Annotated in this window: 24 protein-coding genes; 18 read left to right on the top strand and 6 right to left on the bottom strand. The window is 51.6% G+C overall.

Features of this window, described 5'->3' with window-relative positions:
- The first annotated feature begins 68 nt into the window (after positions 1 to 68).
- From HGH92_RS01250 to HGH92_RS01190, 13 genes are all read left to right on the top strand, one after another.
- A complete protein-coding gene (locus tag HGH92_RS01250) occupies positions 69 to 545 on the top strand; it encodes an NADH-quinone oxidoreductase subunit A (RefSeq protein WP_211092506.1) in 477 nt (158 codons plus the stop codon).
- A gap of 106 nt (positions 546 to 651) precedes the next feature.
- Positions 652 to 1,230 (top strand): NADH-quinone oxidoreductase subunit B, encoded by a 579-nt coding sequence (locus HGH92_RS01245; RefSeq protein WP_281392592.1) that lies wholly within the window; start codon positions 652 to 654, stop codon positions 1,228 to 1,230.
- Positions 1,231 to 1,323: 93 nt separating this feature from the next.
- Positions 1,324 to 3,069, top strand: coding sequence for an NADH-quinone oxidoreductase subunit C/D (gene nuoC, locus HGH92_RS01240; RefSeq protein ID WP_168868954.1), 1,746 nt, complete (start codon positions 1,324 to 1,326; stop codon positions 3,067 to 3,069).
- A gap of 99 nt (positions 3,070 to 3,168) precedes the next feature.
- On the top strand, positions 3,169 to 3,633 hold the full coding sequence (gene nuoE, locus HGH92_RS01235) for an NADH-quinone oxidoreductase subunit NuoE (RefSeq protein ID WP_168868953.1): 465 nt from the start codon (positions 3,169 to 3,171) through the stop codon (positions 3,631 to 3,633).
- A 16-nt stretch (positions 3,634 to 3,649) separates the two neighbouring features.
- Positions 3,650 to 4,930: an NADH-quinone oxidoreductase subunit NuoF gene (gene nuoF / locus HGH92_RS01230; RefSeq protein WP_168868952.1), complete on the top strand. Its 1,281-nt coding sequence runs from the start codon at positions 3,650 to 3,652 to the stop codon at positions 4,928 to 4,930.
- On the top strand, positions 4,911 to 7,604 hold the full coding sequence (nuoG, locus tag HGH92_RS01225) for an NADH-quinone oxidoreductase subunit NuoG (RefSeq protein WP_168868951.1): 2,694 nt from the start codon (positions 4,911 to 4,913) through the stop codon (positions 7,602 to 7,604). The genes nuoF and nuoG overlap by 20 nt, the downstream gene beginning before the upstream one ends.
- Positions 7,605 to 7,608: 4 nt before the next feature.
- Positions 7,609 to 8,562 (top strand): NADH-quinone oxidoreductase subunit NuoH, encoded by a 954-nt coding sequence (gene nuoH / locus HGH92_RS01220; RefSeq protein WP_168868950.1) that lies wholly within the window; start codon positions 7,609 to 7,611, stop codon positions 8,560 to 8,562.
- Between the two features lie 24 nt (positions 8,563 to 8,586).
- Entirely contained in the window at positions 8,587 to 9,102 is a 516-nt protein-coding gene (gene nuoI / locus HGH92_RS01215; RefSeq protein ID WP_168868949.1) for an NADH-quinone oxidoreductase subunit NuoI, read from the top strand.
- Positions 9,103 to 9,114: 12 nt separating this feature from the next.
- Entirely contained in the window at positions 9,115 to 9,645 is a 531-nt protein-coding gene (nuoJ, locus tag HGH92_RS01210; protein WP_168868948.1) for an NADH-quinone oxidoreductase subunit J, read from the top strand.
- Positions 9,642 to 9,950, top strand: a complete 309-nt coding sequence (gene nuoK, locus HGH92_RS01205) for an NADH-quinone oxidoreductase subunit NuoK (protein ID WP_078670908.1) — start codon at positions 9,642 to 9,644, stop codon at positions 9,948 to 9,950. Before nuoJ ends, nuoK begins: the two co-directional genes overlap by 4 nt.
- Before the next feature lie 31 nt (positions 9,951 to 9,981).
- On the top strand, positions 9,982 to 11,877 hold the full coding sequence (nuoL, locus tag HGH92_RS01200; protein ID WP_168868947.1) for an NADH-quinone oxidoreductase subunit L: 1,896 nt from the start codon (positions 9,982 to 9,984) through the stop codon (positions 11,875 to 11,877).
- Positions 11,878 to 11,902: 25 nt separating this feature from the next.
- Positions 11,903 to 13,354, top strand: coding sequence for an NADH-quinone oxidoreductase subunit M (gene nuoM, locus HGH92_RS01195; protein WP_168868946.1), 1,452 nt, complete (start codon positions 11,903 to 11,905; stop codon positions 13,352 to 13,354).
- Positions 13,341 to 14,780, top strand: a complete 1,440-nt coding sequence (locus HGH92_RS01190; protein WP_168868945.1) for an NADH-quinone oxidoreductase subunit N — start codon at positions 13,341 to 13,343, stop codon at positions 14,778 to 14,780. The genes nuoM and HGH92_RS01190 overlap by 14 nt, the downstream gene beginning before the upstream one ends.
- Here the strand turns inward: HGH92_RS01190 and HGH92_RS01185 are convergent.
- From HGH92_RS01185 to HGH92_RS01175, 3 genes are all read right to left on the bottom strand, one after another.
- Entirely contained in the window at positions 14,777 to 17,215 is a 2,439-nt protein-coding gene (locus tag HGH92_RS01185; protein ID WP_168868944.1) for a TonB-dependent receptor domain-containing protein, read from the bottom strand. The genes HGH92_RS01190 and HGH92_RS01185 overlap by 4 nt on opposite strands.
- A gap of 60 nt (positions 17,216 to 17,275) precedes the next feature.
- Positions 17,276 to 17,554 (bottom strand): hypothetical protein, encoded by a 279-nt coding sequence (locus HGH92_RS01180; RefSeq protein ID WP_168868943.1) that lies wholly within the window; start codon positions 17,552 to 17,554, stop codon positions 17,276 to 17,278.
- A 277-nt stretch (positions 17,555 to 17,831) separates the two neighbouring features.
- Positions 17,832 to 19,100 (bottom strand): aspartate kinase, encoded by a 1,269-nt coding sequence (locus tag HGH92_RS01175; protein WP_168868942.1) that lies wholly within the window; start codon positions 19,098 to 19,100, stop codon positions 17,832 to 17,834.
- Positions 19,101 to 19,243: 143 nt separating this feature from the next.
- On the opposite strand from HGH92_RS01175, the gene fbp reads away from it, so the two are divergent.
- The 5 genes from fbp (at position 19,244) to HGH92_RS01150 (ending at position 22,961) form a co-directional block, all read left to right on the top strand.
- Positions 19,244 to 20,254: a class 1 fructose-bisphosphatase gene (gene fbp, locus HGH92_RS01170; RefSeq protein ID WP_168868941.1), complete on the top strand. Its 1,011-nt coding sequence runs from the start codon at positions 19,244 to 19,246 to the stop codon at positions 20,252 to 20,254.
- Between the two features lie 164 nt (positions 20,255 to 20,418).
- Positions 20,419 to 20,907, top strand: coding sequence for a CAP domain-containing protein (locus tag HGH92_RS01165; protein ID WP_168868940.1), 489 nt, complete (start codon positions 20,419 to 20,421; stop codon positions 20,905 to 20,907).
- A gap of 183 nt (positions 20,908 to 21,090) precedes the next feature.
- Positions 21,091 to 21,855 carry an ABC transporter ATP-binding protein gene (locus HGH92_RS01160; protein WP_168868939.1) on the top strand — a complete coding sequence of 255 codons (765 nt, stop codon included), beginning with the start codon at positions 21,091 to 21,093 and terminating at the stop codon, positions 21,853 to 21,855.
- Positions 21,856 to 21,866: 11 nt separating this feature from the next.
- Positions 21,867 to 22,394, top strand: a complete 528-nt coding sequence (locus HGH92_RS01155; protein WP_168868938.1) for a YfiT family bacillithiol transferase — start codon at positions 21,867 to 21,869, stop codon at positions 22,392 to 22,394.
- A 15-nt stretch (positions 22,395 to 22,409) separates the two neighbouring features.
- On the top strand, positions 22,410 to 22,961 hold the full coding sequence (locus tag HGH92_RS01150) for an NUDIX hydrolase (RefSeq protein ID WP_211092505.1): 552 nt from the start codon (positions 22,410 to 22,412) through the stop codon (positions 22,959 to 22,961).
- Here the strand turns inward: HGH92_RS01150 and HGH92_RS01145 are convergent, their stop codons facing one another.
- From HGH92_RS01145 to HGH92_RS01135, 3 genes are all read right to left on the bottom strand, one after another.
- Complete coding sequence (locus HGH92_RS01145; protein ID WP_168868937.1) at positions 22,962 to 24,251, bottom strand: bifunctional folylpolyglutamate synthase/dihydrofolate synthase; 1,290 nt, start codon at positions 24,249 to 24,251, stop codon at positions 22,962 to 22,964.
- A 9-nt stretch (positions 24,252 to 24,260) separates the two neighbouring features.
- Positions 24,261 to 25,709 (bottom strand): DUF5723 family protein, encoded by a 1,449-nt coding sequence (locus HGH92_RS01140; protein ID WP_168868936.1) that lies wholly within the window; start codon positions 25,707 to 25,709, stop codon positions 24,261 to 24,263.
- Between the two features lie 134 nt (positions 25,710 to 25,843).
- On the bottom strand, positions 25,844 to 26,740 hold the full coding sequence (locus HGH92_RS01135) for an energy transducer TonB (protein WP_168868935.1): 897 nt from the start codon (positions 26,738 to 26,740) through the stop codon (positions 25,844 to 25,846).
- Between the last annotated feature and the right edge of the window lie 124 nt (positions 26,741 to 26,864).

Genomic DNA, 26,864 nt, shown 5'->3' with positions numbered 1-26,864 from the left:
CAAAAGCAGACTCAAAAGATTGGTAATAAACGGAACTTTAAAGTCAATCGCTCGGGAGGGCGAACACCTTGCAAAGCGCTGTTAATGATACCATCCCTGTTTGGCCATTTGTAGCATATGGCGGCATAGTATTGATACTGGTTAGTCTCATACTGGGGCTGTCTTATGTACTTGGGCAACGGCATAAAGACCGTGCTACCGGCGAAGCATATGAATCCGGTATAGTGTCCACGGGCTCTGCACGACTTCGCTTCCCTTCTCAATTCTACCTGATAGCCATGCTGTTTGTCATTTTTGACATTGAAACAGTAATGATCATTTCCTGGGCCATCGCCTACCAGGAAGTGGGATGGGTAGGCTTCGCAGGCGTATCCGTATTTATTCTCATCCTACTGGCCGTGTTGATATATGAGTGGCGGAATGGTGCGCTGGACTTCGGTCCGGATGGCCGGAAAATTTTACGCGCATACAAGAAACGAAAAAAAGAAAGCCAGGCACACAACGATTCTTTTACGCCGCTTCAACAGCAACAGGCCATGATGTAACACCGTATGCTCCGTGCTCATTGTTCAACAATAACACCTGCATAATATGAAATGGTGGTTAACAAAAGCCGGGGACCCCGCTGGTAAAATAGCTGGCAACACCTCCATGGAAGACGTGGTGCAACAAAGCGTGTTGTTCTCCAGCGTAGAACGCCTCCTCGGCTGGGGACGGCAGAATTCCATGTGGCCCTTTCACTTCGGTCTGTCCTGTTGTTTTGTGGAAATGGCCACTGCCATGACCCCCAAATACGACCTCGCCCGTTTCGGTGCTGAGGTGATCCGCGGCACTCCCCGTGAAGCAGACGTGATGATCATAGCTGGTACCGTATTCATCAAAATGGCGCCTGTCATCAAACGCCTCTATGAACAAATGATGGAGCCCCGATGGGTCATATCTATGGGCTCCTGCGCCAATTCCGGCGGTATGTACGATATCTACAGCGTAGTGCAGGGGGTGGACAAGTTCCTCCCGGTAGATGTGTACGTGCCCGGCTGCCCGCCACGCCCAGACGCTTTTATGCAGGGACTGCTCCTGCTGCGCGACAGCGTAGGCAAAGAACAACGGCCGCTCAGCTGGGTAATCGGCGACCAGGGCGTGATACGCCCCGAAAAAACATCTCAGCGGGAACGGCTACACGATCACAGGCAACAAATGACACAGTTTAAAACACCTGACGAAATATAAAATTGTTTACTAACAGTAACGGTTATATGAATAATACCTAAGCAAGAACGAACCAACAACAATCCTGTCCCTCACAGTCAAACTTAATACGCCATGCCAGAGAGCATTGTAGCGGAATTAAGCTCCCGTTTCGGCGAAGATATCATCACGCCGCTCACTACACGGGATGAGACGCCCACCCTCAGGACGCCACAGGAGAAGATTGTGGCCATACTGCAATACCTCAAACACGATATCAAAATGCCCTTTCGTATGCTCTATGACCTTACGGCCATCGATGAGCGTGCGTACAAAAAAGAGCAAAACGGCCACAAGCCATATGATTTCACGCTGGTATATACACTCTTCTCCTTTGACAGAAATCAGTTCTTACGCCTGAAAGTCGGCCTCCACGGCGAATTCCCTTCCCAGGACACCATCACCCACCTATGGCCTGCTGCCAACTGGTATGAACGGGAAGTGTTCGATATGTTCGGTATCCGGTTCAACGGCCACCCACACCTGCAACGTATTCTCATGCCCCGCACCTGGCAGGGGCACCCGCTCCGAAAGGAGCACCCCGCCCGCGCCACTGAAATGGGGCCATTTAAACTCTTCGATGAAAAAGTTGACCGTGAACAGCACGCCTTGCAATTCAGCCCCGAAGAATGGGGACTGAAGCGCCATAGCGACGATGCCGATTTTATGTTCCTGAACATCGGGCCCCAGCACCCGGGCACACACGGTGTGTTACGCATCATCCTGCAACTGGACGGGGAAAACATCATCGATGCGGTGCCGGATATCGGCTTCCACCACCGCGGTGCCGAAAAAATGGGCGAACGGCAGTCATGGCATACCTATATCCCTTACACCGACCGTGTCGATTACCTCGGCGGCGTCAATAACAACCTGGCTTATCTGCTGGCGGTGGAAAAACTGGCCGGTATTGAAGTGCCGCTGCGCGCACAGGTCATCCGCATCATGCTGTGCGAACTGTTCCGCATTGCCAGCCACCTGGTATGGTATGGCACGTTTGCGCAGGACCTTGGCCAGTTGTCGCCCGTCTTCTATATGTTCACCGACAGGGAACGTGTATTTGAAATCATTGAGGCCATCTGTGGCGGCCGCATGCACCCCAATTGGTTCCGCATCGGCGGCGTGGCACAGGACCTGCCCAAAGGATGGGACACGCTGGTTAAGAATTTTGTGGAATACTTCCCGCGTAAACTACGGGAGTATGATAAAATGGTCATGAAAAACTACCTGTTTAAAGTACGCACCAAAGGTATTGGTATTTATACACTGGAAGAAGCCATAGAATGGGGCGTTACGGGTCCCGGCCTGCGCGCCTGCGGCCTGGAATGGGACATGCGCAAGAAAAGGCCCTATGGCGGCTACGAAAACTTTGCTTTCGAGATCCCGGTCGCCCATAATGGTGATTGTTACGACCGCGCGGTAGTACGGGTGGAAGAAATGCGGCAGAGCCTCCGCATTGTGCAACAATGCCTGGAATACATGCCTGCCGGCGATTTTAAATCGCACCACCCGCTGGCTACCCCGCCGGTGAAACAACACACTATGCATGACATCGAAACGCTCATACACCATTTTCTGAATGTCAGCTGGGGACCGGTCATCCCGTCGGGAGAAGCCATGGTATGTACCGAAGCGACTAAAGGATGGAACAGCTATTACCTTATCAGCGATGGTAATACCGCTTCCTACCGTACCCGTATCCGGACGCCGTCATTCCCCCACATGCAGATGATACCGCTCATCAGCAAAGGGTACACTGTGGCCGATCTGTTGTCAATATTGGGAGGAATGGATTATGTGCTGGCGGATATAGACCGATGAAATTTTACTATTGGACTATTTGATTATTTCACTAATAAACGGCACCGTGGCCACGCAACAAAATATCAAAATAACAAAATATCAAAACCCGAAAATGATATGTTGTCTGCTATCGAAATAGAAAAGATCACACACGAGCTCCAACAGGTGCCTGTTAAAAAGGCGGCCTGTATTGAAGCGCTCAAGATCGTACAGCAGGAACGCCGCTGGGTGTCTGACGAAAGTGTGGCCGATATCGCTGCGATGCTGGAGATGAGCACCGCTGAAGTAGATAGCGTGGCAACGTTCTATAACCTCATTTTCCGCCAGCCGGTGGGCCGCCATGTGATATTGCTGTGTGACAGCATCAGCTGTTACGTGATGGGATATACGGTATTACGGCAGCGGTTACACGAAATACTGCTGATCGGTTACGGGCAGACAACAGCCGATGAACGGTTTACCCTGCTGCCCAACGCCTGCCTCGGTACCTGCGATCATGCGCCGGCGCTGATGATAGACGACGATCTGTACCGCGATATCCAGCCGGCCGACCTGGAACAGATACTGGAAAAATATCACTAACCCAATTTTATATACAATGGAAAGACCACTCACACAACATATTCCTGAAAACGGCGCTGCCCTGCATCTCCGGGAGTACGAGGCCGTGGGTGGTTATACCGCCCTGCGTAAAGCGTTGCGTGATATGGAGCCGGCGCAGGTCGGCGCCCTGGTCAAGGACGCTAACCTGAAAGGCCGTGGTGGCGCCGGTTTCGCTACCGGTGTGAAATGGAGTTTTGTGCCCATGAACGTGCCCGGTCCCAAATACCTGATCGCTAACGCAGACGAAATGGAGCCGGGCACCTTTAAAGACCGCTGGCTGCTGGAAGGCAATCCTCATCAGCTGCTGGAAGGCATGATCATCGCGGCTTATGCCATCCAGGCTACGGATGCGTTTGTGTTTCTGCGCTGGGCTTACAAGGACGCCGCCCGTGAAATGCGCCGTGCTATCGCCGACGCCTATACGGCAGGGTATCTCGGGAAAAACATCCTGGGCAGCGCCTTCAGCCTGGAAATGCAGCTGCACACCGGAGTGGGCAGGTATATGTGCGGAGAGGAAACCGCGCTGCTCAACTCCCTCGAAGGCAAACGCGCCACCCCTCGCGCCAAGCCGCCATTTCCGCAGGTAAGCGGACTATTCGGAAAACCGACCATCGTCAATAACGTAGAAACCCTCAGCTGGATTTCGCATATCGTCAATAACGGCGAAGCATGGTTTAAATCACTGAGTTACACAGCCGACGGAGGTACGAAAATTTATGGCGTCAGTGGCAGGGTCAATAAACCCGGTGCATGGGAGCTCCCAATGGGTATTACTATGCGCGAACTATTGGAAGAACATGCAGGCGGTATGCGGAACGGCTATCGCTTCCGCGGGGCCTTGCCAGGTGGCGCGTCCACCGATTTTCTGACTGATGCCCACCTGGACGTGAAAATGGATTTTGCAGGTGTGGCTGCCGCAGGCAGCAGGCTGGGCACCGGCACGATGGTGGTACTCGACGACCACACGTGTCCCGTCGGTTTTGTACATAACCTCGAACACTTTTTCGCACAGGAGTCCTGCGGCTTCTGTACCCCGTGCCGGGAAGGACTGCCCTGGACAGAGAAGATATTATGGTCGCTGGAAAACGGCACCGGTGAGCCGGCCGACCTGGAATTGCTGGAAAGACATACCAAACTGCTGGGACCCGGCAACACCTTCTGCGCCCTGGCGCCCGGGGCCATGGAGCCCCTGCAGAGTGCCCTGAAATATTTCAGGGAAGATTTTGAACAACATATCAAAGAAAAAAAATGTCCGTATGCCCATCATCAACATTGATAATATTCCATATGAGGTGAAAGAAGGGAAAAACCTGCTGGAAGCATGTTTGTCGCTCGGCCTCAACCTGCCTTACTTCTGCTGGCATCCGGCCCTCGGTTCGGTAGGCGCCTGCCGCCAGTGTGCTGTCAAAATTTTTAAAGACGAACAGGATACCCGCGGCAAACTGATGATGGCCTGTATGGAGCCGGTGAGAGACGGTATGCGTTTATCCGTTAACGATAGTGAGGCCGTAGCTTTCCGCGGCCATGTCATCGGCTGGCTGATGACCAACCACCCGCATGATTGCGCTGTATGCGATGAAGGCGGTTCCTGCCATCTGCAGGACATGACCGTTATGACCGGCCATGCCTACCGCGATTATCATTTCTCTAAAAGGACCTACCGCAATCAGCATCTCGGCCCTTTTATCAACCACGAAATGAACCGTTGCATCCAGTGTTACCGCTGCGTGCGTTTCTATAAGGATTTTGCCGGTGGCAAAGACCTCGATGTTTTTGCAGCGCATAACCATGTCTATTTTGGCCGTCAGCAGGACGGTACGCTCGAAAATGAATTCAGCGGCAACCTGGTGGAAGTTTGTCCTACCGGCGTGTTCACGGATAAAACGCTCAAACAGCATTATACCCGTAAATGGGACCTGACCACAGCGCCGTCTGTCTGCCAGGGCTGCGGGCTGGGCTGTAACATCATTGCCGGCGAACGTTACGGTTCCCTGCGGCAGATCACCAACCGGTACAACGGTGCGGTAAATGGTTATTTCCTGTGCGACAGGGGCCGCTACGGATATGAGTTTGTCAACAGCAAAGACCGTATCCGGGAGCCGCTGGTGGTACATGGTCCGAATGATAAAGCCAACGGCCTTCCCGTGCTGCAACACGTACGGAACCGCATGAAACCGGGAAAAACGATTGGCATCGGATCTCCGCGGGCTTCTGTGGAATCGAACTACGTGTTGAAAGAACTGGTGGGAGAAAATAATTTTTACCTGGGCATTGGTGAGATAGAACATGAGCTGGTGCAGCTGATGCTGAAGTTATTGAAAGAAGGTCCTGTGCGTTCCGCTTCCATGCAGGAAGCTGCCGCCGCCGATGCGGTGGTGATATTGGGAGAAGACCTGACCAATACCGCCCCTATGATGGCGCTGTCTGTACGGCAGGCGGTACGCCGTATGCCGGTGGAAAATGTGATCAGCAATATACACATGCCGGCGTGGCAGGATGCAGCGGTGCGGGAAGCCGTACAGGAAGACAAAGGGCCGCTTTTCATCCTCAACGTAGTGGAGACCAAACTTGACGAAGTGGCTACCGGTGCCTATCATACCGCGCCGGACAATATTGCGCGTATAGCCTTTGCTGTTAGTCATCTGTTGGACGGTACCCTACCGGAGGTGACGGGTATGTCTGATGAAGGGAAACAGGCCGCTGCTACCATCGCTGCTGCGCTCAAGGGGGCGAAGAGACCGCTGGTAATAGCCGGCTACGGAGGCGGTAGTGAACAGGTGATCAGGGCTGCGGCCAACCTGGCCTGGGCCCTGAAACAGCAAGGCGCCGACGCGATGCTCTCTTTCACCGTGCCCGAATGTAACAGCATGGGCCTGGAAATGCTAGGAGGCCTCCGCCTGGAATCAGCAGTGGACGCCGTATTAAACGGCAGCGCGGAGACAGTGCTGGTCTTGGAAAATGATTTGTACCGCCGGCTCGACCAGCATACGGCCAACCAGTTCTTCGGGCATTGTAAGGAAGTAATTGTACTGGACCACCTGCACAACCCCACTACAGAAAAGGCAAACATCGTGTTGCCTGCCGGCACTTTTGCGGAAGCAGACGGCACGCTGGTCAATAATGAAGGCCGTGCCCAACGTTTCCTGCAAGTGCTGAATCCTCAGGGCGCCGTACAGGAAAGCTGGCGCTGGCTGTTGCAGCTAGGCGATATCTGCGGCCATACCCACCTCCGCTCGCTATTACATTACGACGATCTGCTAAAAGCCATCGCGGCCCGTTATCAGGTATTTGCGGGCATTGATACGATCACGCCTCCGGCTGATTTCAGGATCGCGGGGCAGAAGATACCACGCGAACCACACCGTTACAGCGGCCGTACCGCCATGCAGGCCAATATAAACGTCAGCGAACCCAAACCGGCGGAAGATACAGACACGGCGCTGTCTTTCACCATGGAAGGATACCGCGGCGAACCACCTTCTTCTGTTATTCCCTTCTTCTGGGCGCCAGGGTGGAACTCGGTACAATCGGTCAACAAATACCAGGTGGAAACCGGTGGCCCCCTGCACGGCGGCAACCCCGGCAAGCGCCTGCTGGAGCCTAACGTAAACGGTCAAACGAAATTTTATACCAATATACCCGACCCGTTCATACCGGTGGGGGGCCACCTGTTACTGGTGCCGCTCTACCATATTTTCGGATCGGAAGAACTGAGCGTGCATACGCCGGGAATTGCCCAACGGATGCCTGCTCCATACATCATGCTGCACAGTGAAGACGCACGCCGTTTTCAGGTGGCAGCCGGACATCTGCTTTATTTCATGGACAACGGGCACCAGTATGCGCTGCCGGTCGTCATCAACGACACCCTGCAAAAAGGTGCCGCCGGTATCCCGGTAGGATTGCCACATATGCAGGTGGCGGAAGCGCCGCAACTGGTCAAAATTTAAAGCTATGATAAACGCCTGGTGGATTATAGGAGGAGTACTTTTTGTACTGTTGAACACAGCCGCAGGACTGATATGGCTGGAACGCAGGATGCTGGCCCTCTGGCAAGACCGTTACGGTCCCAACAGGGCAGGCCCTTTCGGGCTGTTCATTGTGCTGGCCGATACCCTGAAACTGTTTTTTAAGGAAGACTGGATTCCGCCGTTTGCGGACAAGGTGGTGTTTGTATTCGCCCCGGCTGTGGTAGTGGCCAGTGTGTTGATGAGCTTTGTGATCGTGCCTTTTGCGCCGGGCATTGTGGTGGCCGATCTGAATATCGGCATTCTCTTTTTTCTCGCCATGTCATCGTTGGGCGTGTACAGCATCGTGCTGGGCGGCTGGGCCTCCAACAACAAGTACGCCCTGCTGGGCGCCATGAGAGGCGCTTCGCAGATGATCAGCTACGAAGTGTTCATGGGACTGGCACTCATGGGCGTGGTAGTGCTCAGCGGCAGTTTTAACCTGCAACAGATAGTGGAATCGCAACGTACCGTGTGGTTTGTCATTCCACAGTTGCTGGGCTTCCTCATCTTCATGGTGGCAGGCATCGCGGAAACCCACCGGCTGCCTTTTGATATACCTGAAGCTGAAAGTGAGCTGGTGGCTGGTTTTCACTCGGAGTATTCCGGGATGAAGTTCGGTATGTTTTTCATCGGTGAGTACCTGGGCGTAACGCTTATCTCTGCCATGGTGGTGACGCTGTATTTCGGAGGCTGGCTGGGACCATCCTTTCTGCCACCTGTCGTCTGGTTCGCCATTAAAACGTTTGCTTTCATCTCGTTGTTCATACTGCTGCGGGCATCTATGCCACGGCCGCGGTACGACCAGCTGATGGAATACGGCTGGAAAGTGCTGTTCCCCTTATCATTACTGAATTTGCTGGTGACAGCGGCAATCAAGCTCTGGTTAGTATCCAAATAACTGAATATCAAAATACCCAAATGTATGTTTAGTCTATTGCGTAGTATGTGGCTGGTGTTTCTGCATATGTTCCACAAACGGGACACCTACCAGTATCCGGAACAGAAGGCGCCGCTGCCGGCACGGTGGAGAGGGCGTATCGCGCTCACACGCGACCCTGACGGAGAAGAACGTTGCGTGGGCTGTTACCTTTGTGCGGCAGCCTGTCCGGTAGACTGTATCTCTTTACAGGCGACAGAAGATGAACACGGGCGGCGGTACCCGGAATTTTTCCGGATTAATTTCTCCCGTTGCATCTTCTGCGGATTCTGTGAAGAAGCTTGTCCTACCTACGCTATCCAGCTGTTGCCTGATTTTGAAATGGCTGAATACAACCGTCAGAACCTGGTATATGAAAAGCACGATCTGCTGATCCCCAGTCAGGGTAAGTATCCGGGATACAACTATTACAAGGTGGCGGGCCTTGCTATTAAAGATAAAGACAAAGGAGACGCAGAGCATGAAGAACCACCGGTAGATATCAAAAGCCTGTTACCATAAATCTGAAGTGTTATGGACATCGCATTTATCGTTGCTGCGCTGATAGCCGTGGCGGCCACCGTAAGGGTCATCACCTGTTACAATATCATGCACGCCTTGTTATACCTCGTGGTATCGCTGCTGGCGGTAGCAGTTGTATTGTACACCTATGGCGCGCCGTTTATGGCGGTGCTCGAGATTATCATTTATGCCGGGGCTATCATGGTGCTTATTATATTTTTTGTGATGATGCTCAACCTGGGACTGGAGACTGCCGAGCATGAGAAGGCCTGGCTGCGGCCCCGGATATGGATAGTGCCGGGGATATTTTGTGTGGTGCTGTTAGCTGAGCTGTTATACCTGATCCTGCAAAACAGGCAGCCTTCAGCCGGTATTCAGGTGGTGCCGCCCAAACAGGTTGGCATGGCTTTGTTCGGTCCCTATCTGATAGCGGTGGAGCTGACCGGTATCCTGCTGATGGCAGGTATTGTAGGGGCTTATCACCTGGGACGGCAACATAAGAAAACACTACATCGATTTCTTGAAAATAACCTGAACACATGAACCTGCATCCAACAACGGCGGGCCTGTTACTGGCCGGTATCCTGTTTGTGCTCGGACTGATCAGCGTATTGATCCGGCGCAATATCATCTTTATGCTGCTGTCGGTAGAGATTATGCTCAATGCCGCGGGACTTGCTTTTGTGGTGGCCGCCTCGCACTGGGGGCAGGCCGACGGGCAGGTGATGTTTATGTTCATCCTGGCAATGGCTGCTGCGGAGGTGTCAGTGGGGCTGGCGTTGATTCTGCAGCTGTATCATCAGCTCCGTACGCTGGACAGTGATGAAGCCAGCAGGATGAATGGTTAATGAATCCTTATCACCATTAAAATTTTATCAGATGTTGCCTGCACTCATACCTGCTTTTCCTTTTCTCGGCGCATGCCTGCTCATGCTTTGCTGGAAGCGTGTAAGCCGTAGTGCCGTTACCGTTATCGGTTGCGGCAGCGTGGGCTTGTCGGCCATAGTGGCACTGGTGGTGGCTGCAACGGTGGCTGGCGCCGGGAAGGAGCCGTTGGTACAGCATGTATGGCAATGGATACAAGTGCCTGGCTTCGCTGCAGGCATCGATTTCCGGATGGACGCCCTGTCTGTGGTGTTTACACTGGTGATCACCATCGTTGGATTTTTAATACACGTATACGCCACCGGTTATATGCACGATGATGAAGATTATGGCCGGTTTCTCGCCTGCATGAACCTGTTTGTGGGGGCTATGCTGGTGTTGGTCATGGCAGATAACCTGTTGCTGTTGTATCTGGGCTGGGAAGGAGTGGGGCTTTGCAGTTATCTGCTGATCGGTTTCTGGTATAAAGATCCGGCCAATAACTACGCGGCCCGCAAGGCATTCCTGGTGACAAGGGTAGGCGATACCGCCATGGCTATCGCTTTATTCCTGTTGTTTGAATATATGGGCACGCTTAACATACAGCAACTGTTGCGGGAGGCGCCGCTGCTGTGGGATAAAGGAGACCCGATGGTGACGCTTATAGCCCTGTTGTTGTTGGGCGGCGCAGTGGGCAAGTCCGCACAACTGCCACTCCAAACATGGTTGCCTGATGCCATGGCCGGCCCTACGCCGGTGAGCGCATTGATCCACGCTGCCACGATGGTGACAGCCGGTGTGTACCTGATAGCGAGAATGCATGTGGTATTTGAGTTATCACCAGCCGCGCAAACCGCTACTGCCATTATAGGTGCTGTTACGCTGCTCATGGCCGGCGTCAGCGCGCTGGTGCAGACAGACATCAAACGGGTACTGGCGTATTCTACCATCAGCCAGATCGGGTATATGTTCCTCGCCCTGGGCTGTGGCGCCTGGTCGGCGGCCATTTTCCACTTTGTGACGCATGCGTTTTTTAAAGCATTGTTGTTCATGGGCGCCGGTGCAGTGATCGTAGCGCTGCATCACGAACAGGACATGTTTAAAATGGGGGGACTGAAAAAAATGCTGCCAGGTGTGTTCTGGATATTTTTGATCGGTTGTGCCTCGCTGACCGCCATTCCGTTTGTAACGGCGGGCTTCTATAGCAAAGACCAGATCATCTGGCTGTCATGGGCCGCCGTTGGCGGGCATAAAGCCTACTGGCTGGCCGGCGTGCTGGGTGCGCTGTTGACAGGCATGTATACTTTCCGCATGTTTTTTCTGGTGTTTTACGGCGAAGCCAAAACAAAAGTACATCATATACCTGGTGCCGTGATGATGGTGCCGTTGTACATACTCGCCGTGCTTTCTACCATAGCCGGATTTATCGAACTGCCGCATACGCTGGGACATGTAACGTTGTTCAGCAACTGGCTGGCGCCGGTATTGCCCGCAGTGCAGATGGCACAGGAAAGCGTGGCCCTGGAATGGGCTTCCCAGCTGATATCGGCGGTGTTGGCGTTGGGGGGCATATGGCTGGCCTATGTATGGGTTTTGAAAAGGCCGCAGGGCATGGTGGATTTCCTCAGTATGCCCGGCCAGGTATGGCTACAGGGCTTCTGGCGGCGTGGCTGGGACATCGATGCGCTCTATGACGCGCTGATCGTACGGCCGTTCGTGTACCTGTCCAACATCAACCGGAAAGATCTCATCGATAAAATATATACCGGAGCGGCACAGCTGACGGAAGCTTGCCATAACGTTATGGCACGTACGCAGAGCGGCATACTCCGATGGTACATCATGGGGGTGGTATTAGGTGCGGTGGCCATCTTGTCGGTATTGATATGGCGGTTGCATGAGATTTCCTAACGTTAACGGCTAAAATGTACAAACAATGATTCTCCTGTTACTGATCATCATTCCGCTGGCGGGTGCGTTGCTGTCCTGGATAGCGGCAGCGCGGAATCCGCTGTGGTCAAGGTGTATAGCGCTGGCATGCCTGCTGGTCGATCTGGCCATCACCGGTCAGATATGGGCTACACAGGAGGCTTCCGGCGGCCGGTGGTTATACCGGTACAAGGTGGACTGGGTGCCACATTTTGGTATCAGCCTAAACCTCGCTATGGATGGTTTGTCGCTGCTGATGCTGGTACTTACGTTTTTCCTGGGAGCATTGGCGGTATTGATATCGTGGAAGGAAATTAATCAGCGGGTAGGATTTTTTCATTTTAATCTTCTGTTCGTGCTGGCCGGTATTACTGGCGTGTTTCTGACCATGGACCTTTTTCTCTTTTATTTTTTCTGGGAGATGATGTTGATACCCATGTATTTCCTGATTGGTATCTGGGGACATGAAAACCGCGAATATGCGGCCAACAAATTTTTCCTTTTCACGCAGGCTGGCGGCCTGTTGATGTTACTGGCTATTCTGGCGTTGTACTTTATACATGGCGCTAACACCGGTGTATATACGTACGATTATTTTTCGCTGCTGCATACCCCTATGCAGCAGGAAACCGCCAGATGGCTGATGTTGGGCTTCCTCATCGCTTTCCTGGTGAAGTTGCCGGCCGTTCCTTTTCATACCTGGTTGCCCGATGCACACACCGAAGCGCCTACGGCCGGCAGTGTGGTGCTGGCGGGGCTGCTGCTGAAAACAGGCGCCTATGGCATCCTGCGGCTGGTGCTGCCGTTGTTTCCGGAGGCGTCCGTGTATTTTGCGCCGTGGATCATGTTCCTGGGGGTATTGGGAATTATTTATGGCGGTATGCTGGCCTATGCGCAAACAGACCTGAAGCGGCTGATAGCCTATACCAGCGTGAGCCACATGGGTTTTGTGCTGGTCGGTGCTTTTTCTTTCAACGCACTGGCTTATGAAGGGGTGGTGATGCAGATGATCGCGCATGGTATCAGCACCGGTGCCTTGTTTATCATCGCAGGTGCGTTGTACGAACGTATCCATACCCGTAACATACAGGAGATGGGCGGACTGTGGTCCAGGATGCCGGTGATGGGCAGCGCGGCCATGATATTTGTAATGGCGTCGCTGGGCTTGCCCGGGCTGGGCAATTTTGTAGCGGAATTTCTCATTCTGCTGGGCAGCTGGCAAGCCAACCGCTGGATCACTGTTTTTGCGGCCATCGGCCTGGTGGTGGCCACGGCCTATTCACTGCGTATCATGCAAAAAGTGTTCTTCGGGCCGGCCAACCGGCAATATGTTTTGCCGGACCTGAACAAACGGGAGCTGGTGATCATTGTAGCACTGGTGATGGCCATTCTTTTATTGGGGTTACATCCGCAACCGGTTTTGAATACTTCTCAAAAAAATGATTATGTCGTTCGCTGATTTCATAAGCCTCGGACCATTGATCACCCTGTTCACCGCGGTGGTGATTTCCATGCTGCTGATTGCTATCCGGCGCAATCACCGCATTACGTACGCCTTTTCCCTATTGGCCTACCTGATGGCGCTGACGGCTATCATACCGGCGATGTTGTATATCCCGCATACGGTGCCGCCGCTATTGGTGGTAGACGAGTTTTCTCTCTTTAATACCGGACTGGTACTGACGTCGGGTTTTATCATCTTACTGTTGTCCTACAACTATTTTGAAGAGCGGGAAGAACGGAAAGAGGAATATTACCTGCTGCTGCCGCTGGCCACCACAGGGGCTTTGGTGCTGGTGGTGAGCCGTCACTTTATGTCTTTATTCCTTGGCCTGGAAATACTCAGTATCAGCCTGTATGGGCTGATTGCCTATCTCCGGGCGCGTGAACGTTCAGACGAGGCAGGCATCAAATACCTTATCCTTGCGGCTTTGTCTTCCGCGTTTCTGCTGTTTGGCATGGCGCTCGTATATGCGTTTACGGGGCATATGGATTTTCCGGGTATCGGTGCGGCGCTGCGGCAGGCCGGATATATACCCGTTACCGTGCTGGCGGGCTTTGGTATGATGCTGATCGGCATCGGCTTCAAACTGGGCGTGGTGCCATTCCACATGTGGGCGCCCGATATTTACGAAGGCGCTCCGTTGCCGGTATCGGCGTTTATCGCGACTATCTCCAAAGGAGGGATGCTGGTGGTGCTGATCCGTTTTTATGTGGACATTCACGGCAACGACTACTCGATGATATGGTGGATGCTGGCCATTGTGGCGGTGGCTTCCATGTTTGTGGGCAACTGGCTGGCATTGACACAACAAAATATCAAACGTATACTGGCTTATTCTTCTATCGCCCATATGGGCTACATTCTGGTTGCTTTTCTTTCTGGTGTGCAGACAGGGCTGGAGGCGATTTCTTTTTATCTGGTAGCTTATTTCATTACCAGCATCGGGGCTTTCGGCGTATTGATCGTTATGAGCAGTAGTGTACAGGATGCGGAGACACTGGACGATTACCGCGGTATGTTCTGGCGTTATCCCTGGGTGGCCACGGTATTCACCGCCATGTTGCTGTCGCTGGCAGGCATCCCGCTGACGGCCGGCTTTATCGGGAAATTTTATATCGTGATGGCAGGGGTGAACGGGCACATGTGGTTTCTGTTGTTTATGCTGGTCATCAACAGTGTGATAGGTCTGTATTATTATATACGCATTATCGCCATGATGTTTAAAGCACCGGCTACAGGAGAGGTGACTTATATCAAGCCCTCGCTGCCTGTAGCCGGTAATATCACACTGATGCTGCTGACGCTGGTATTGATAGGACTGGGGATATATCCCACCGCGATGATGCAACTGATCCAGCAGATGATGAAAATGATTGTTTAACCTGCCCTTTTTTGTTCATCACTGGTACCTGTTTTTCTGTCGCGGGCAGCTTTGATACTGCTGTTGCCAAAGCGATAGCTGAAGTAAATGCTGGCTGTCCTGAACTGCCATGTGTTGAAAATGTGCAGCGCCAGGTTGCTGTATTGCGCAATACCTCTGTAGGATTCATTCCGCAGAATATTGTTATAATTGAATTTGACAGTAGCTTTTTTATCCCAGAAAGTTTTCTGGATGCCCAGGTTCAGATTGTATTCCGCGTAACCCTTGAAGATCGCATACACGAAAGGGGAGTTATAGTAACCGGCTACTTCCAGCTTAAAGTCCTTCGGCAGCGTGATGGTATTGGTGCTGTTGAAGCTATAGGTAAAGCTGCTGGTCATCTCCGCCTGGTTCTTGTTGTTGTTGAAGTAGTAGTCGTTGTAAGCAGCATTCAGGTTGTTGTCGCTCATCCACCATTTGGTGACCTGGAAAGGCAATGTCACCGCAAGGCTGTACACATGGCTTTTCTTATAGTTCATCAGGGTGCTGGTAGATGTTTTGGCGCTGTCGTCCTGGTAGAGGAACTCGTTGATCACATCGGTGGTACGGTTATATCCCAGCGTGGCGATGTATTTGTCTTTGAAGGTATACGCCAGCTCCACATTATTGGTGTATTGCGGCTGCAGGTATGGGTTGCCGCGGAAGAAAGTATACCTGTCGAGGTAGAACATGAACGGGTTCAGCTGGCTGTATTCCGGGCGTTCAATGCGACGGGAGTAAGCGAGACTGATTTTGTTGTTGTCGTTCAGTTTCTGATCGATGGTGAGGTTGGGGAAGAAGTCGGTGTAGTTACGCACCACCTGGCTTTTGAGCGTAACGGAATATCCGTCGGATTTGGTATTCTCCACCCTTAACCCGGCCTGGATACCGGTTTTAGGCGTCAGTTGTTTTTTGTAGCTGGCATAGGCAGCATATACATCTTCCTGATATTTAAACTCATTGCTTTGGCTGGGCGCAAAAATATATTCGCCGTTTTTGAGGGAATCATAAGCCAGTCTGTTGGTAGTGGTCACCAGGCTGGCTTTTAAGCCGGCTTCCACTTTTCCGTTTTTGCCCAGTGGCCAGGCAAAATCGCCTTTCAGGCTTTTGATGGTGATTTGTGTGCCGCCCTGGTTGCGAATGCCATTGGGGTTGCGTACACGCTGGCTTTTTACGTCCAGCATACTGTCGTTCAGTACGAGGGACCGGTCGGCGTTGAAGCGCGCATAATCCGCGTCCACACTGTATTCGCGCCCGGCGGTATCCAATACTGCCTTGTAATTCAGGTTGATGGCGATATTATTGAAATGGTTGTTGTTGGTCGTGTAGGAGTTTACAATGGAATCGGCCGGGGCGCCCGGGGTGTTCATGAAATTGGTATTGCTGTAAATCTGGTTATTGAAACGGTTCTTGAATCCGTTAACCAATACGCCTATCGTGTGTTTATCATTCAGGAAATAATCGAGCCCTATTTTGGCGGCATTGCGCTGGAACCGGTTCCGCTGGAAGATGTCCTGTGTCTGTTCGGTGGTAACGCCTTTGTCGTTAAAAGCCCTGCTGTATTTACGGGTGATCTGGGAATTACGGTCGGTCCTGCCGAGATCGCCGAACAGGTTGAACCTGGTGGTGCGCCAGTTGAAAGTGCCATTGGCGCTGTAAGTGCCGTAGCGGGACTGTGACAGGGTGGCATTGATGGTACCATTGATACCAGTGAGCTTGCCTTTCTTTGTTTTGATGTTGATGATCCCGCCATTGCCGGAAGCGTCGTATTTAGCGGACGGGCTGGTCAGGATTTCGATTTGTGCGATAGACTCGCCGGGCGTGTTTTTCAGCAGGTTGGTCAGGTCTTCGCCGCTGAGATAGGTGAGTTTGCCATCAATCATCACCGTCACTGTCTGCCCTTTCATTTTCACGTTTTCATTGTTGTCGATCTGTACGCCGGGGGCTCTTTTGAGGATGTCGAGCGCGGTATTGCCTACGGCGGTAACACTGTTTTCCACATTGAGCACGGTTTTACCGGCGCTTTTTTCGATAAAGGGTTTGGTAGCGGTCACATTCACCGTTTGCAGGCTTTTGGAGAGCGGCTGCAGGGCAATGGCCGGCAGGCTGACAGTGGCATGGGAGGCATCTATCGTAAAATTATCGGCGTAGTGGGTGGTAAAACCCATCTGTGATACCTGCAGGAAATACTGGCCAAAGGGTATTTTTTCAAAACGGCCTTCGCCGGATTCGGAGCTCATTTCCCCTTTTACCTGCGTGGAGTCTTTTGTTTTGCGTAAAAGCACGCTGGCAAAGGGAAGTGCCTTGCCGGTGGCGTCTGTTATTTTAAAGGAAATAGTGCCGGTGGTATTTTTTTGTGCGAAAGAACTCATGATAACGGACATAAGCATCCCCAGCACGACGATGAATTTTTTCATACTATCGTTTAGATTTTCTCAGAAGCGATCCAATAAGTGATTAGGAAGACAGTCTATCGGTTACTGCCGGATCTGGTTTTGTGAACGGTATATATCGAATATAGTTTTTACAGCATCTTGAATGGGTTCGGTTTTAAGCTGCGCATTATCAGGGGTAACGGAGGCATTGGCCTGGGCAGCGGTTGGAATACCAGGGCAATTGGCATGTGTTATCACAAATAAAGGCAGTATGTCTGGTGGACTGCTCTGTAACGGTGCCATATCTTTCAGGAGGCCTTTGCAGGCGACAACCAGTGCGATACAGCAGGTAACTATCAGCAACAGGGCGGCTTTTTTCATATCATAGCACATTTAACATCTTAAAGACGACCTGTCTGAAAAAAGGTTGCACATCCGGCGAAAAAAAATTTTTCCAGGGGGTGCGGGGGCACATGTCCAATCTCAAAGCAGTGGAAACCAATATAAAATTAAGCAGGGAGTTTGTTCTAAAACGGGGAATGGTATGGTTGTTAAAATCCGGGGATAAGCGGTTAATTTATGCGGGGTGTTATCGAGCGGGGAAGGCGATGGGAAAATTGGCCACCATCCCTTTCAGGGTGATGGCCGATGGTCTGTTTTATTTCTTTAAGAGCCGCTGTACGGTGATGTTGGAACGCTGTTCCAGCAGTACCGTGTGGTGGTTGCTGAGCTCTTCCAGGAGGCCGTCCTGGTAGTAGCGTACTGTCAGCAGTTCAAGGGATTCGTTATAAGAGATTTTAAAGTCATTGTGCAGTGTTTTGATCAGCAGCTCGATCTTTTCCGGGTTGTGGTCAATACAGCAGGAGAAGGTGATGGCGCCATTCTGCATCAGGTTGATCTTCACTTTCAGCCGGTGGAAAGTTTCGTAGATATCGCTGATTTTATCTTCTGTGATAAAAGCGTAGTCTTTGGAGGTAAGGGTCAGCAATACCTGGTTCCTTTTCAGTACAATAATGGGAGGCAGCTGTTTGGTGTCTGCCTGTTCCCTGATGACCGTGCCGGGCAGGTTCTTGTCAAGGAAACATTTCACCAGCAGCGGTATTTGTTTGTTCTGTAACGGCTTAATGGTTTTCGGGTGGATTACCTGGGCGCCGTAATAGGCCATTTCAATCACTTCCCCGTAGCTGATCTCCGGAATATTGACGGTATTGGGGAACAGTTTGGGATCGGCATTTTTGAGGCCTTCCACGTCTTTCCAGATGGTCTGGCTTTCAGCGTCGAGCATGTTGGCGAATACGGCCGCGGAGTAGTCGGAGCCTTCCCTGCCCAGGGTCACGCTCTCGTTCTGGTCGGTGCTGCCAATGAAGCCCTGTGCAATCACAATGCTGGTCTGATTGAACAGCGGCACCACTTTGTCGGTCACCTGTTTCTGGGTAAAGGCCCAGTCGATATTGGCATCCCGGAAGTTGTCGTCGGTACGGAACACGTCCCGGACGTCTACCCAGGTATTGGATAAACCTATGGTGTTAAAGAAGGCGCTGACGATAGCGGTGCTGAGCAGTTCGCCCATGCCCACCAGCTGATCGTAGTAGTAGTCATACGTCCGCAGTGGTTTCTCGCCGAGCGTCCATTCCGCTTCGGTAAAGAATTGCTGCAGCTGCTGAAAAAGCGGATGCTGACGGGTACCCAGCAGGGACTCGGCCACCTGGATATGGTGTTGCTCCACATTGTACAGCAACTGCGCGGCGATCTCCCTTTTACGCATGTAAAAGTTCTGCGCCACCTTTTCCAGTTCATTGGTCGTTTTCCCCATGGCTGAGATAACGATCAGGAGTTTATCGTCCGGAAATGACTGGACGATCTGTGCTACTTGCTTAATGCGTTCAACACTTTCTAAACTTGCGCCGCCAAACTTGAAAACCTTCATATGATAGTTTGTCCTTTTGAAAAATTATTTGGCAAAGTAAGGCAAGTTTAGAATTGTTTTAAAATCTGTTTACAGAGAAATGACATTTCCCTTAAAATAAGCGCGTATTCCGTTAATTTCGTTCCGGAAAACTGAAAAACGTTATGAATCACAAGGAAAAAGTAATGACCCTGGATGAATTCACCATTCAGGAATTACGGAACTATCCCGGTGCTACCGGCCAGTTGTCAGGTTTGCTGCGTGATATAGGTCTGGCGGCAAAAAGAGTGAATGTGGAGGTAAACAAGGCGGGCATCGCCGATATACTGGGTGAAGCCGGGAAAACCAATGTCCAGGGCGAATCCGTAAAGAAGCTCGACGAATTTGCCAATGCACAGTTTATCAATTCACTGCGTACCAGCATTTACTGCTGCGGCGTGGCCTCTGAAGAGGAAGAACACTTTATCGCCTTCACCGACGAACACTCAAAAAAATCCAAATATGTGGTATTGCTCGATCCGTTGGACGGCTCCAGCAATATCGACGTGAATGTTTCCATCGGGACTATTTTCTCCGTTTACCGCCGCCTGTCGCCGGAAGGGGAGGAATGTAACCTGGAAGACTTCCTGCAACCGGGCACGCAGCAGATTGCGGCCGGCTATATCATCTATGGTTCTTCCACCATGATGGTGTACGCCACCCGCCGCAGTGTGCAGGGCTTTACCCTCGATCCTTCCATCGGGGAGTTCTGCCTGTCGCATCCCAACCTGAAATGCCCCGCGGAAAGCGATATCTTCTCTGTCAACGTAGGTTACTATTACCTGTATGACGATAAGGTGCGCCAGTCCATCGATCATTTTATGGCCCGGGATGAAAACGACCGCATCTACCGGCACCGTTTCGTGGGCTGTATGGTAGCGGAAATACACCGTACGCTGATACAGGGCGGTATCTTTATGTACCCGGCTTTCGGCAAGTACAAGTCAGGCCGTCTGCGGCTCTGTTATGAGTGTAACCCCATGTCTTTCATCATGGAAAAAGCGGGCGGCATGTCGATGGCCAACAGCCGTCAGCGCCTGCTGGAACTGAAACCGGTACAGCTGCATCAGCGGGTGCCCATTTTCATCGGTTCCAAAAATATGATGGAGACCTGGAAAGACATTATGAACAAATAGCGGAACACGCTTTGTTAATTGCATATCAAAAGAGGCCCGGGCGTACAATAGCAACGTCCGGGCCTTCGTTTTTTAAACAGGCGCCGATAAAGTTATCCACGCTGGATAATTTGGTACAGCGCTTGCTTGCATGCTGGAAATTATCATTATTAACCATCAGTTTTATGTCCATTTTGAAAAGCCGCAGTATCCTTGTATTACTGCTTGCACTGTTTGCCGCATTTCAGGTAAGCGCGTGTTCACGTGCCGCCAGCCGTGCAGACAGCACCACAACAGGAGGAAGCCTTGAAGAGCAGATCCTCTATTACACCAACAAATTCCGTCAATCCAAAGGACTGAAACCGCTGCAGCTGGATGAGACCATCAGCCAGCAGGCGCGCCGCCATAGCCGCGACATGGCTAATGGAAGCACCGGCTTCGGGCACGAAGGTTTTGAGGACCGCGTGGCTATTGTCTCCAAAAAGATGGGCAGGGTAGGGGCCGCCGCCGAAAACGTGGCTTATGGCACCCTCGACGCCGAAGCCGTAGTGGATGGCTGGATCAAAAGCCCCGGCCACCGGCGCAACATGCTGGGTGACTATAACCTGATCGGGATAGGCACCGCCGGTAAAGGAAGGATCACTTTCTTTACGCAGGTGTTCATCAAACACTAAATCAATTACGAATTGCGAATGACGAATTACGAATGGGGAGTCCGTTAATTTTAGGATTTTATATTGATTGATAAGATAATATATAATCCTAATATTGCTCATACTTAAAAGAAGTAACGACTGAGCAACCCTTCATTCGTAATTCGTAATCCGTAATTCGTAATTCTTTTATAATTTGGTGGCATGGAAAAGAACAAGATCATTGAGGTGAAAAACCTGGTGAAAAAATACGGGGAATTCACCGCAGTAAAGGGTATCAGCTTTGACGTGTACGAACATGAGATATTTGGCCTCCTGGGCCCTAACGGCGCTGGTAAGTCTACTACCCTGGAGATCATTGAAACATTACGCGACAAAACAGAAGGCAGGGTGACCGTCGGCGGATTCGACCTGGACGCCGCGCCTAACGATATAAAAAAAATCATCGGTGTACAGCTGCAAAGCTCCGGTTATTACCCCGGGCTCAATCTGGTGGAACTGATCGAGATGTTCGGCGGACTGTACAACCAGCCGGTGGAACCCATGGAACTGCTGCGCCTCTTCAACCTGGAAGACAAGGCTAAGTCCAAATACAAAGAACTTTCCGGTGGCCAGAAACAACGTTTCTCTATCGCCACCACCCTGATCAACAAGCCCCGTATCATCTTCCTCGACGAGCCCACTACCGGCCTCGATCCGCAGGCAAGACGCAATCTGTGGGACCTCATCCTGCAGGTACGGTCACAGGGAACAACTGTTGTGATCACCACGCACTACATGGATGAAGCTGAATTCCTTTGCGACCGCTGCGCTATCGTGGACAGCGGCCAGGTGATCGCTATTGACTCGCCCGATGCCCTTATCGATAACCTCGTGTCCAAAGGGTTCGAGCGTAGTAAAGAAGTGAAGAAAGCTAATCTGGAAGATGTATTTATCCATCTTACCGGAAAAGACCTTCGCGAGTCTTAATAAACCCGCTTATGGAAGCATTACAATATCCTATCGGTCGTTTTGAACCGCTGCCGGATTATAGCCCCGCCATGTTGCGGGAGTCTGTCAATGACATTCGCGACCTGCCCACCCTGGTGGAAATGGCCGTGCAAAACCTGGACGCTTTCCAGCTGCAGAAGCCCTACCGGCCCGGCGGTTGGAACATTCAGCAGGTGGTGCACCATCTGGCAGACAGCCATATCAACGCTATTACCCGCATGAAAATGGCGCTGACGGAAGAAAAACCTATTATTAAACCATACGATGAAGCTGCCTGGGCTGAACTGGAAGATGTGAAAAATACGCCCATCAACGTGTCTATCACCCTGCTGCACGCCCTGCACACCCGTTGGGCCAACCTGATGGACCGCCTGACACCCGAACAATGGGAACGTTCTTTCATTCACCCGGAACACGGCCGGCGCTTTAACCTGAAAACCATGGCAGCCAACTATGCCTGGCACGGAAAGCACCACCTCGGCCATATACAGGGACTGAAAGAGCGCATGAACTGGTAAAGTATTATTATGAATATGGATTGGAAATTGCTGTCGTCTGAATATCTCTTCAAAGACGACTGGTTAACCGCACGCAAAGACAAATGCATTACGCCGCAAGGAACAATTGTTGAACCTTACTATGTACTGGAATATAACGATTGGGTAAATGCCGTGGCCATCACAGAAGACGGCCAGGTGATCATGATCCGCCAATACCGTCAGGGCATCGGTCAGACACTGCTCGAAATTCCCGGCGGCACCATGGACAAGACAGACCCTTCTCCTGAATTTGCGATGGGACGTGAACTGCTTGAAGAAACAGGCTATGAATTCAAGGAATTGATATTATTGGGAAAAGTGGCTGCCAATACGGCCTCCAGTAACAACTACACCCATATGTTCCTCGCTACCGGCGGCCGTAAAGTGAAAGAACAACAGCTGGACCACAACGAGGAAATCGAAGTGGTGCTGATGTCTGTTCCCGATGTGCAACAGCTGATACTGGACAATAAAATTGTTCACAGCCTGCATGTGACCGGCCTGATGTACGCACTGATGCACATGGGACGTATGGAAATGAAATAATTACATCGCTTCTGCCACAATAAAGAAGCTGCCGCATACCAGGATCATATCTTCCGGTTTGGCATGCTGGCGGGCTGCCTGCAACGCGGCTTGTACCGACTCGTAGGCCTTGCCCTGCAATCCGTGCCGGGCGCCCATTTCCGCCAGCGCTACTTCGTCCATGGCACGGGGTATCTGTGCCCTGCAGAAATAATACGTGGCCGTGGACGGGAAAAGCGGCAGCACATTGTCTACCTCCTTGTCTTTCACAAAACCCGTCACAATATGCAGCTGCTGGTAGTTGACATGCTCCAGTTGCTGCACCACCTCTTTGATACCGGCTTCATTATGGCCTACGTCCATCACCGTGAGCGGATGTTCGCTCACTACTTCCCAGCGTCCCCGCAGCCCTGTCAGCTTGCGTACATGCGATAAAGCCGTTGATATGTGCTCCCAGGTAATATGCCAGCCCTGTTGCTGCAATACTTTGACGGCAGATAAAACGCCCATCACATTTTTTTCCTGGTATTGACCGCTAAGGTCCAGGTGGAGATGGGACATTTTGTTTTGTCGTGTATCCAGTAGCGTTAGGTGCAGGTGGTTGTCCTTTATATCGCTGCCGTCCACCATCCATTCCTGGTCTGCAAAATGAACAGGGGAACCGGTTTCGGCGGCTTTGTCGCGGAATACCCATTGTATTTCCGCCTGCGTTTCGCTGACCACTACGGGCACACCGGCCTTGATGATACCGGCTTTTTCGGAGGCTATCAAAGGGAGCGTGTCTCCCAGGATATTTTTATGGTCAAAGCTGATATTAGTGATGACAGACAGTTCCGGGGTGATCACGTTCGTGCTGTCCAGCCGTCCGCCCAGTCCCACTTCTATAATAGCGATGTCCACTTTTTCCTGCGAAAAATATTGAAAGGCCATTGCTACGGTCAACTCAAAAAAGGAGGGCTCAATGGTTTCAATGAATGGCCGCATGTTATTGGTGAAATCCACTACAAAGTCTTCCGGCGCTACCTGTCCGTTAATACGGATACGCTCCCGGAAATCCAGCAGGTGCGGGGAGGTGTACAGGCCGGTCTTGTAGCCCGCCTGTTGCAGGATGGCCGCCAGCATATGACTGGTAGAGCCTTTCCCGTTAGTGCCGGCGACGTGTATGGTTTTGAAGGTATGCTGCGGATTGTTGAGCTGTTGCAACAGTGCGACCGTATTATGCAGGTCTGTTTTATAAGCACTGGCCCCTACTTTGGTAAACATGGGCAGTTGTGCGTAGAGATAGTCCAATGCTTCCTGATATGCGTTCATAAAGGTAAATTAATAATTTACCGGACATCCCAGCTGGCCTTTGCTGTTATTGCGCTTGCCCAGCATGCCCGGATTGAGCCGCAAAGCTACGAAAGCATCCGAATGGTTGATGCGGTGTTGGAAAAGCGTGGTAAAAAGACTGTAAGAACCCACTACCAACGGCCCTATACGGAAGCCGGCCCCTACATCAGCCTGCCCGTTGTGGTTAATAACAAACGGCATATAGGCGCCAAACAGTTCTGTTTCATAGCGTGGTGTAATTAACAACTGGGTCGTGGCATATGTTCTGGCCAGTCCGTTTTTTCCTGCGTTCAGGGCAATGACGGCATTGGCACTGACAAAGAAACGGCTGTCGATGTTGTAGTCGGCCATCAGGTTGAGCGAGGCAGGCAACACCATCACAAAGCTGCTGTCATCACCCGGAATAGGTGTGAAATAGCGGTTCAACCGGCGGGAGTATTGTTTCAGGCTTTCTTTGTCTTTGTAGGTAATATCGTTTGGATTGATATTTTGTTTCCGGAGATCGAGATCGGTATTGTAAGCGCCTTTTTGATATTTGATGCGGCCGATATCGTTGATGGAAAGGCCAAGGCGCAGTTTATATTCATCTGCATCAGAGCCTTCGAACTTGCCGAAGCCGCCGTTGTCCGGGCGGTATTCGTAGATAACGCCGAGGTCAAAGCCCAGGCCGTTGTTATGAAAGAGTTGCAGGTTGCGGGTATCGGGCTTTTGCCAGTGGTCCAGCTCTTCATTGTAGGCATAACGGAGCGTGCCGCTGGTGATGTCGGCATTGCGCCTGTTATTGAGCACGAAACTGGCGTTGGCCACCTGTGCATAGCCGGCGGCGATGCCGCTCAGCAGTTTCACTGTAACACCGGCTTTCCAGCGGCTGGTATATCCTTCATGGATGGTACGGGCGTAGCTAAAGCCTAGTTCATTCCAGATATGTGCGCCTACGCCCACTTTTTCAATATTCAGGTTTTTGCCGCGGTATTGCATGTTGGGAAAGTCGTTGCCAAAGAAATTGGCGAGCGGCGTGGGGAGGTTGCCCCCGCTGGCGCTGGCACGCACCCGCCACACAAAGGAAACGGATTGTTTTTCATCGATAGCGTATAATACAGAAGGCATCACTATCTCGGCCATTCCCCATCCGTTCTGTTTGCGGTTGGCGGTGGTGTCCAGGAAATAATCCTGGTTACGCACCCATTTGTTGCTCGGAGGAGGATTTAACAGGACGGATTTGGGCACTCTCACATAAGTGTTGCCGCCTTTTACGTCAGCGCCGATGATATTGACGTCCCACTTGTAACGATACCCTGCCGCACTGGCGGGGTTGGAGAGTACACCGTAAATACCCGCATAATTGCTGGTATTGTAACCGGGAAATGATTGGGCCATGGCCGCACAGGCCGGCCATAAAAATAGCATAGTGCTGAACAGGATTCGGTGCATTCTCATCGTTGGCGTATAAATACAGTTTCTCAAAAAGATTATGGTCCGCTTAGGATAGCATAGGATTAAAAAGGACATTTTTTGATTTCCTTACCGCTCAAATCAAAAAATCCATCAATCAAAAAAATCGTAAATGTTGGCTATTCTGCTTTAAAATAAAAGCGGATGGTACCGAACTGCACCTCAGGCGCGTCCGGATTTGCATTGTATTTTAACTGACCGTTGAGCGCAGCTTTGCGCGCAATGTCTATCAGTTGTGGATTGCTGAGGGTAGACCCTTTCATGCTGAACGTGGCAGCGATCACATTTCCGTGCTGGTCTACTTTGATATTGACAGCGATATAGCCGGACTCAGTGCCGTCGTAGGTAACGCTTGGCCGGCTGATAAGATTACGTCCGTTGAGGCGGAAATCGGAGCGTCCGCCACCGAGGCCGCCGCCCGTATAGCCTTTGGCGTTAGGGTCGCCATTGAGCTGGCCCCTGTCGCCGGGCTTGCCGGTATTACCTTCGCCTGTGGAATTGTTGGAGCCCTGTGCGCCGTTGCCGCTGTTGGCACTGGTGCTGGTACCGCCGGAATAAACCGCTTTAGGCTGCGGTTTGGGTGCAGGAGGTGTTGGTTTGGGCTCTGCTGCCGGTTTCTTTACCGGTTTTGTCACCGGCTTCGGTTCCAGCTTTTTAGGCAGCTCCTTTGGCTTTTCCACCGGCTTCTCCGGCTTTTTTATTTCCGGGGCTTCTTCATCATCCTGTGTGGCCACTTCCTGCGGGGCGCTGTTATCTTTTTCCGTGGCAGCGGGCTGCTCACTTTCTGCAGGAGCAGGCGTAGAGGTAGCTGCGCTGGGAGGGTTGGGGTTGAGCGGCTGTTCATCGCCCATCCCGTCATCGGAGGTACCGAGGTTTACTTCCATCCCCAGGTCCTGGTCGGGCAGGGGTGGTGGCGCCGAGAAACCGGCAAATACCAGTGCTACTAACAGCAGCGCATGTACGCCGATCGTTACTCCCAATGCCTGAATATTTTTTTTACGGTTGTTTTCCTCCATGATAGCTGATTAAGCGCCAGTAAGCGTCAAAGTTAAACTTTTGAATGAAAAAAAATATAGATACAGCGATCTGAATTTTATCTTTGCAAAAACTATGCTGTTAATCCTATTTGTTGCATTTTAT

The organism is Chitinophaga varians (genome assembly GCF_012641275.1).
GTDB lineage: Bacteria > Bacteroidota > Bacteroidia > Chitinophagales > Chitinophagaceae > Chitinophaga > Chitinophaga varians_A.
Note: the sequence above shows the minus strand (reverse complement) of the source record. Positions and strands in the feature narration are given on the sequence as shown.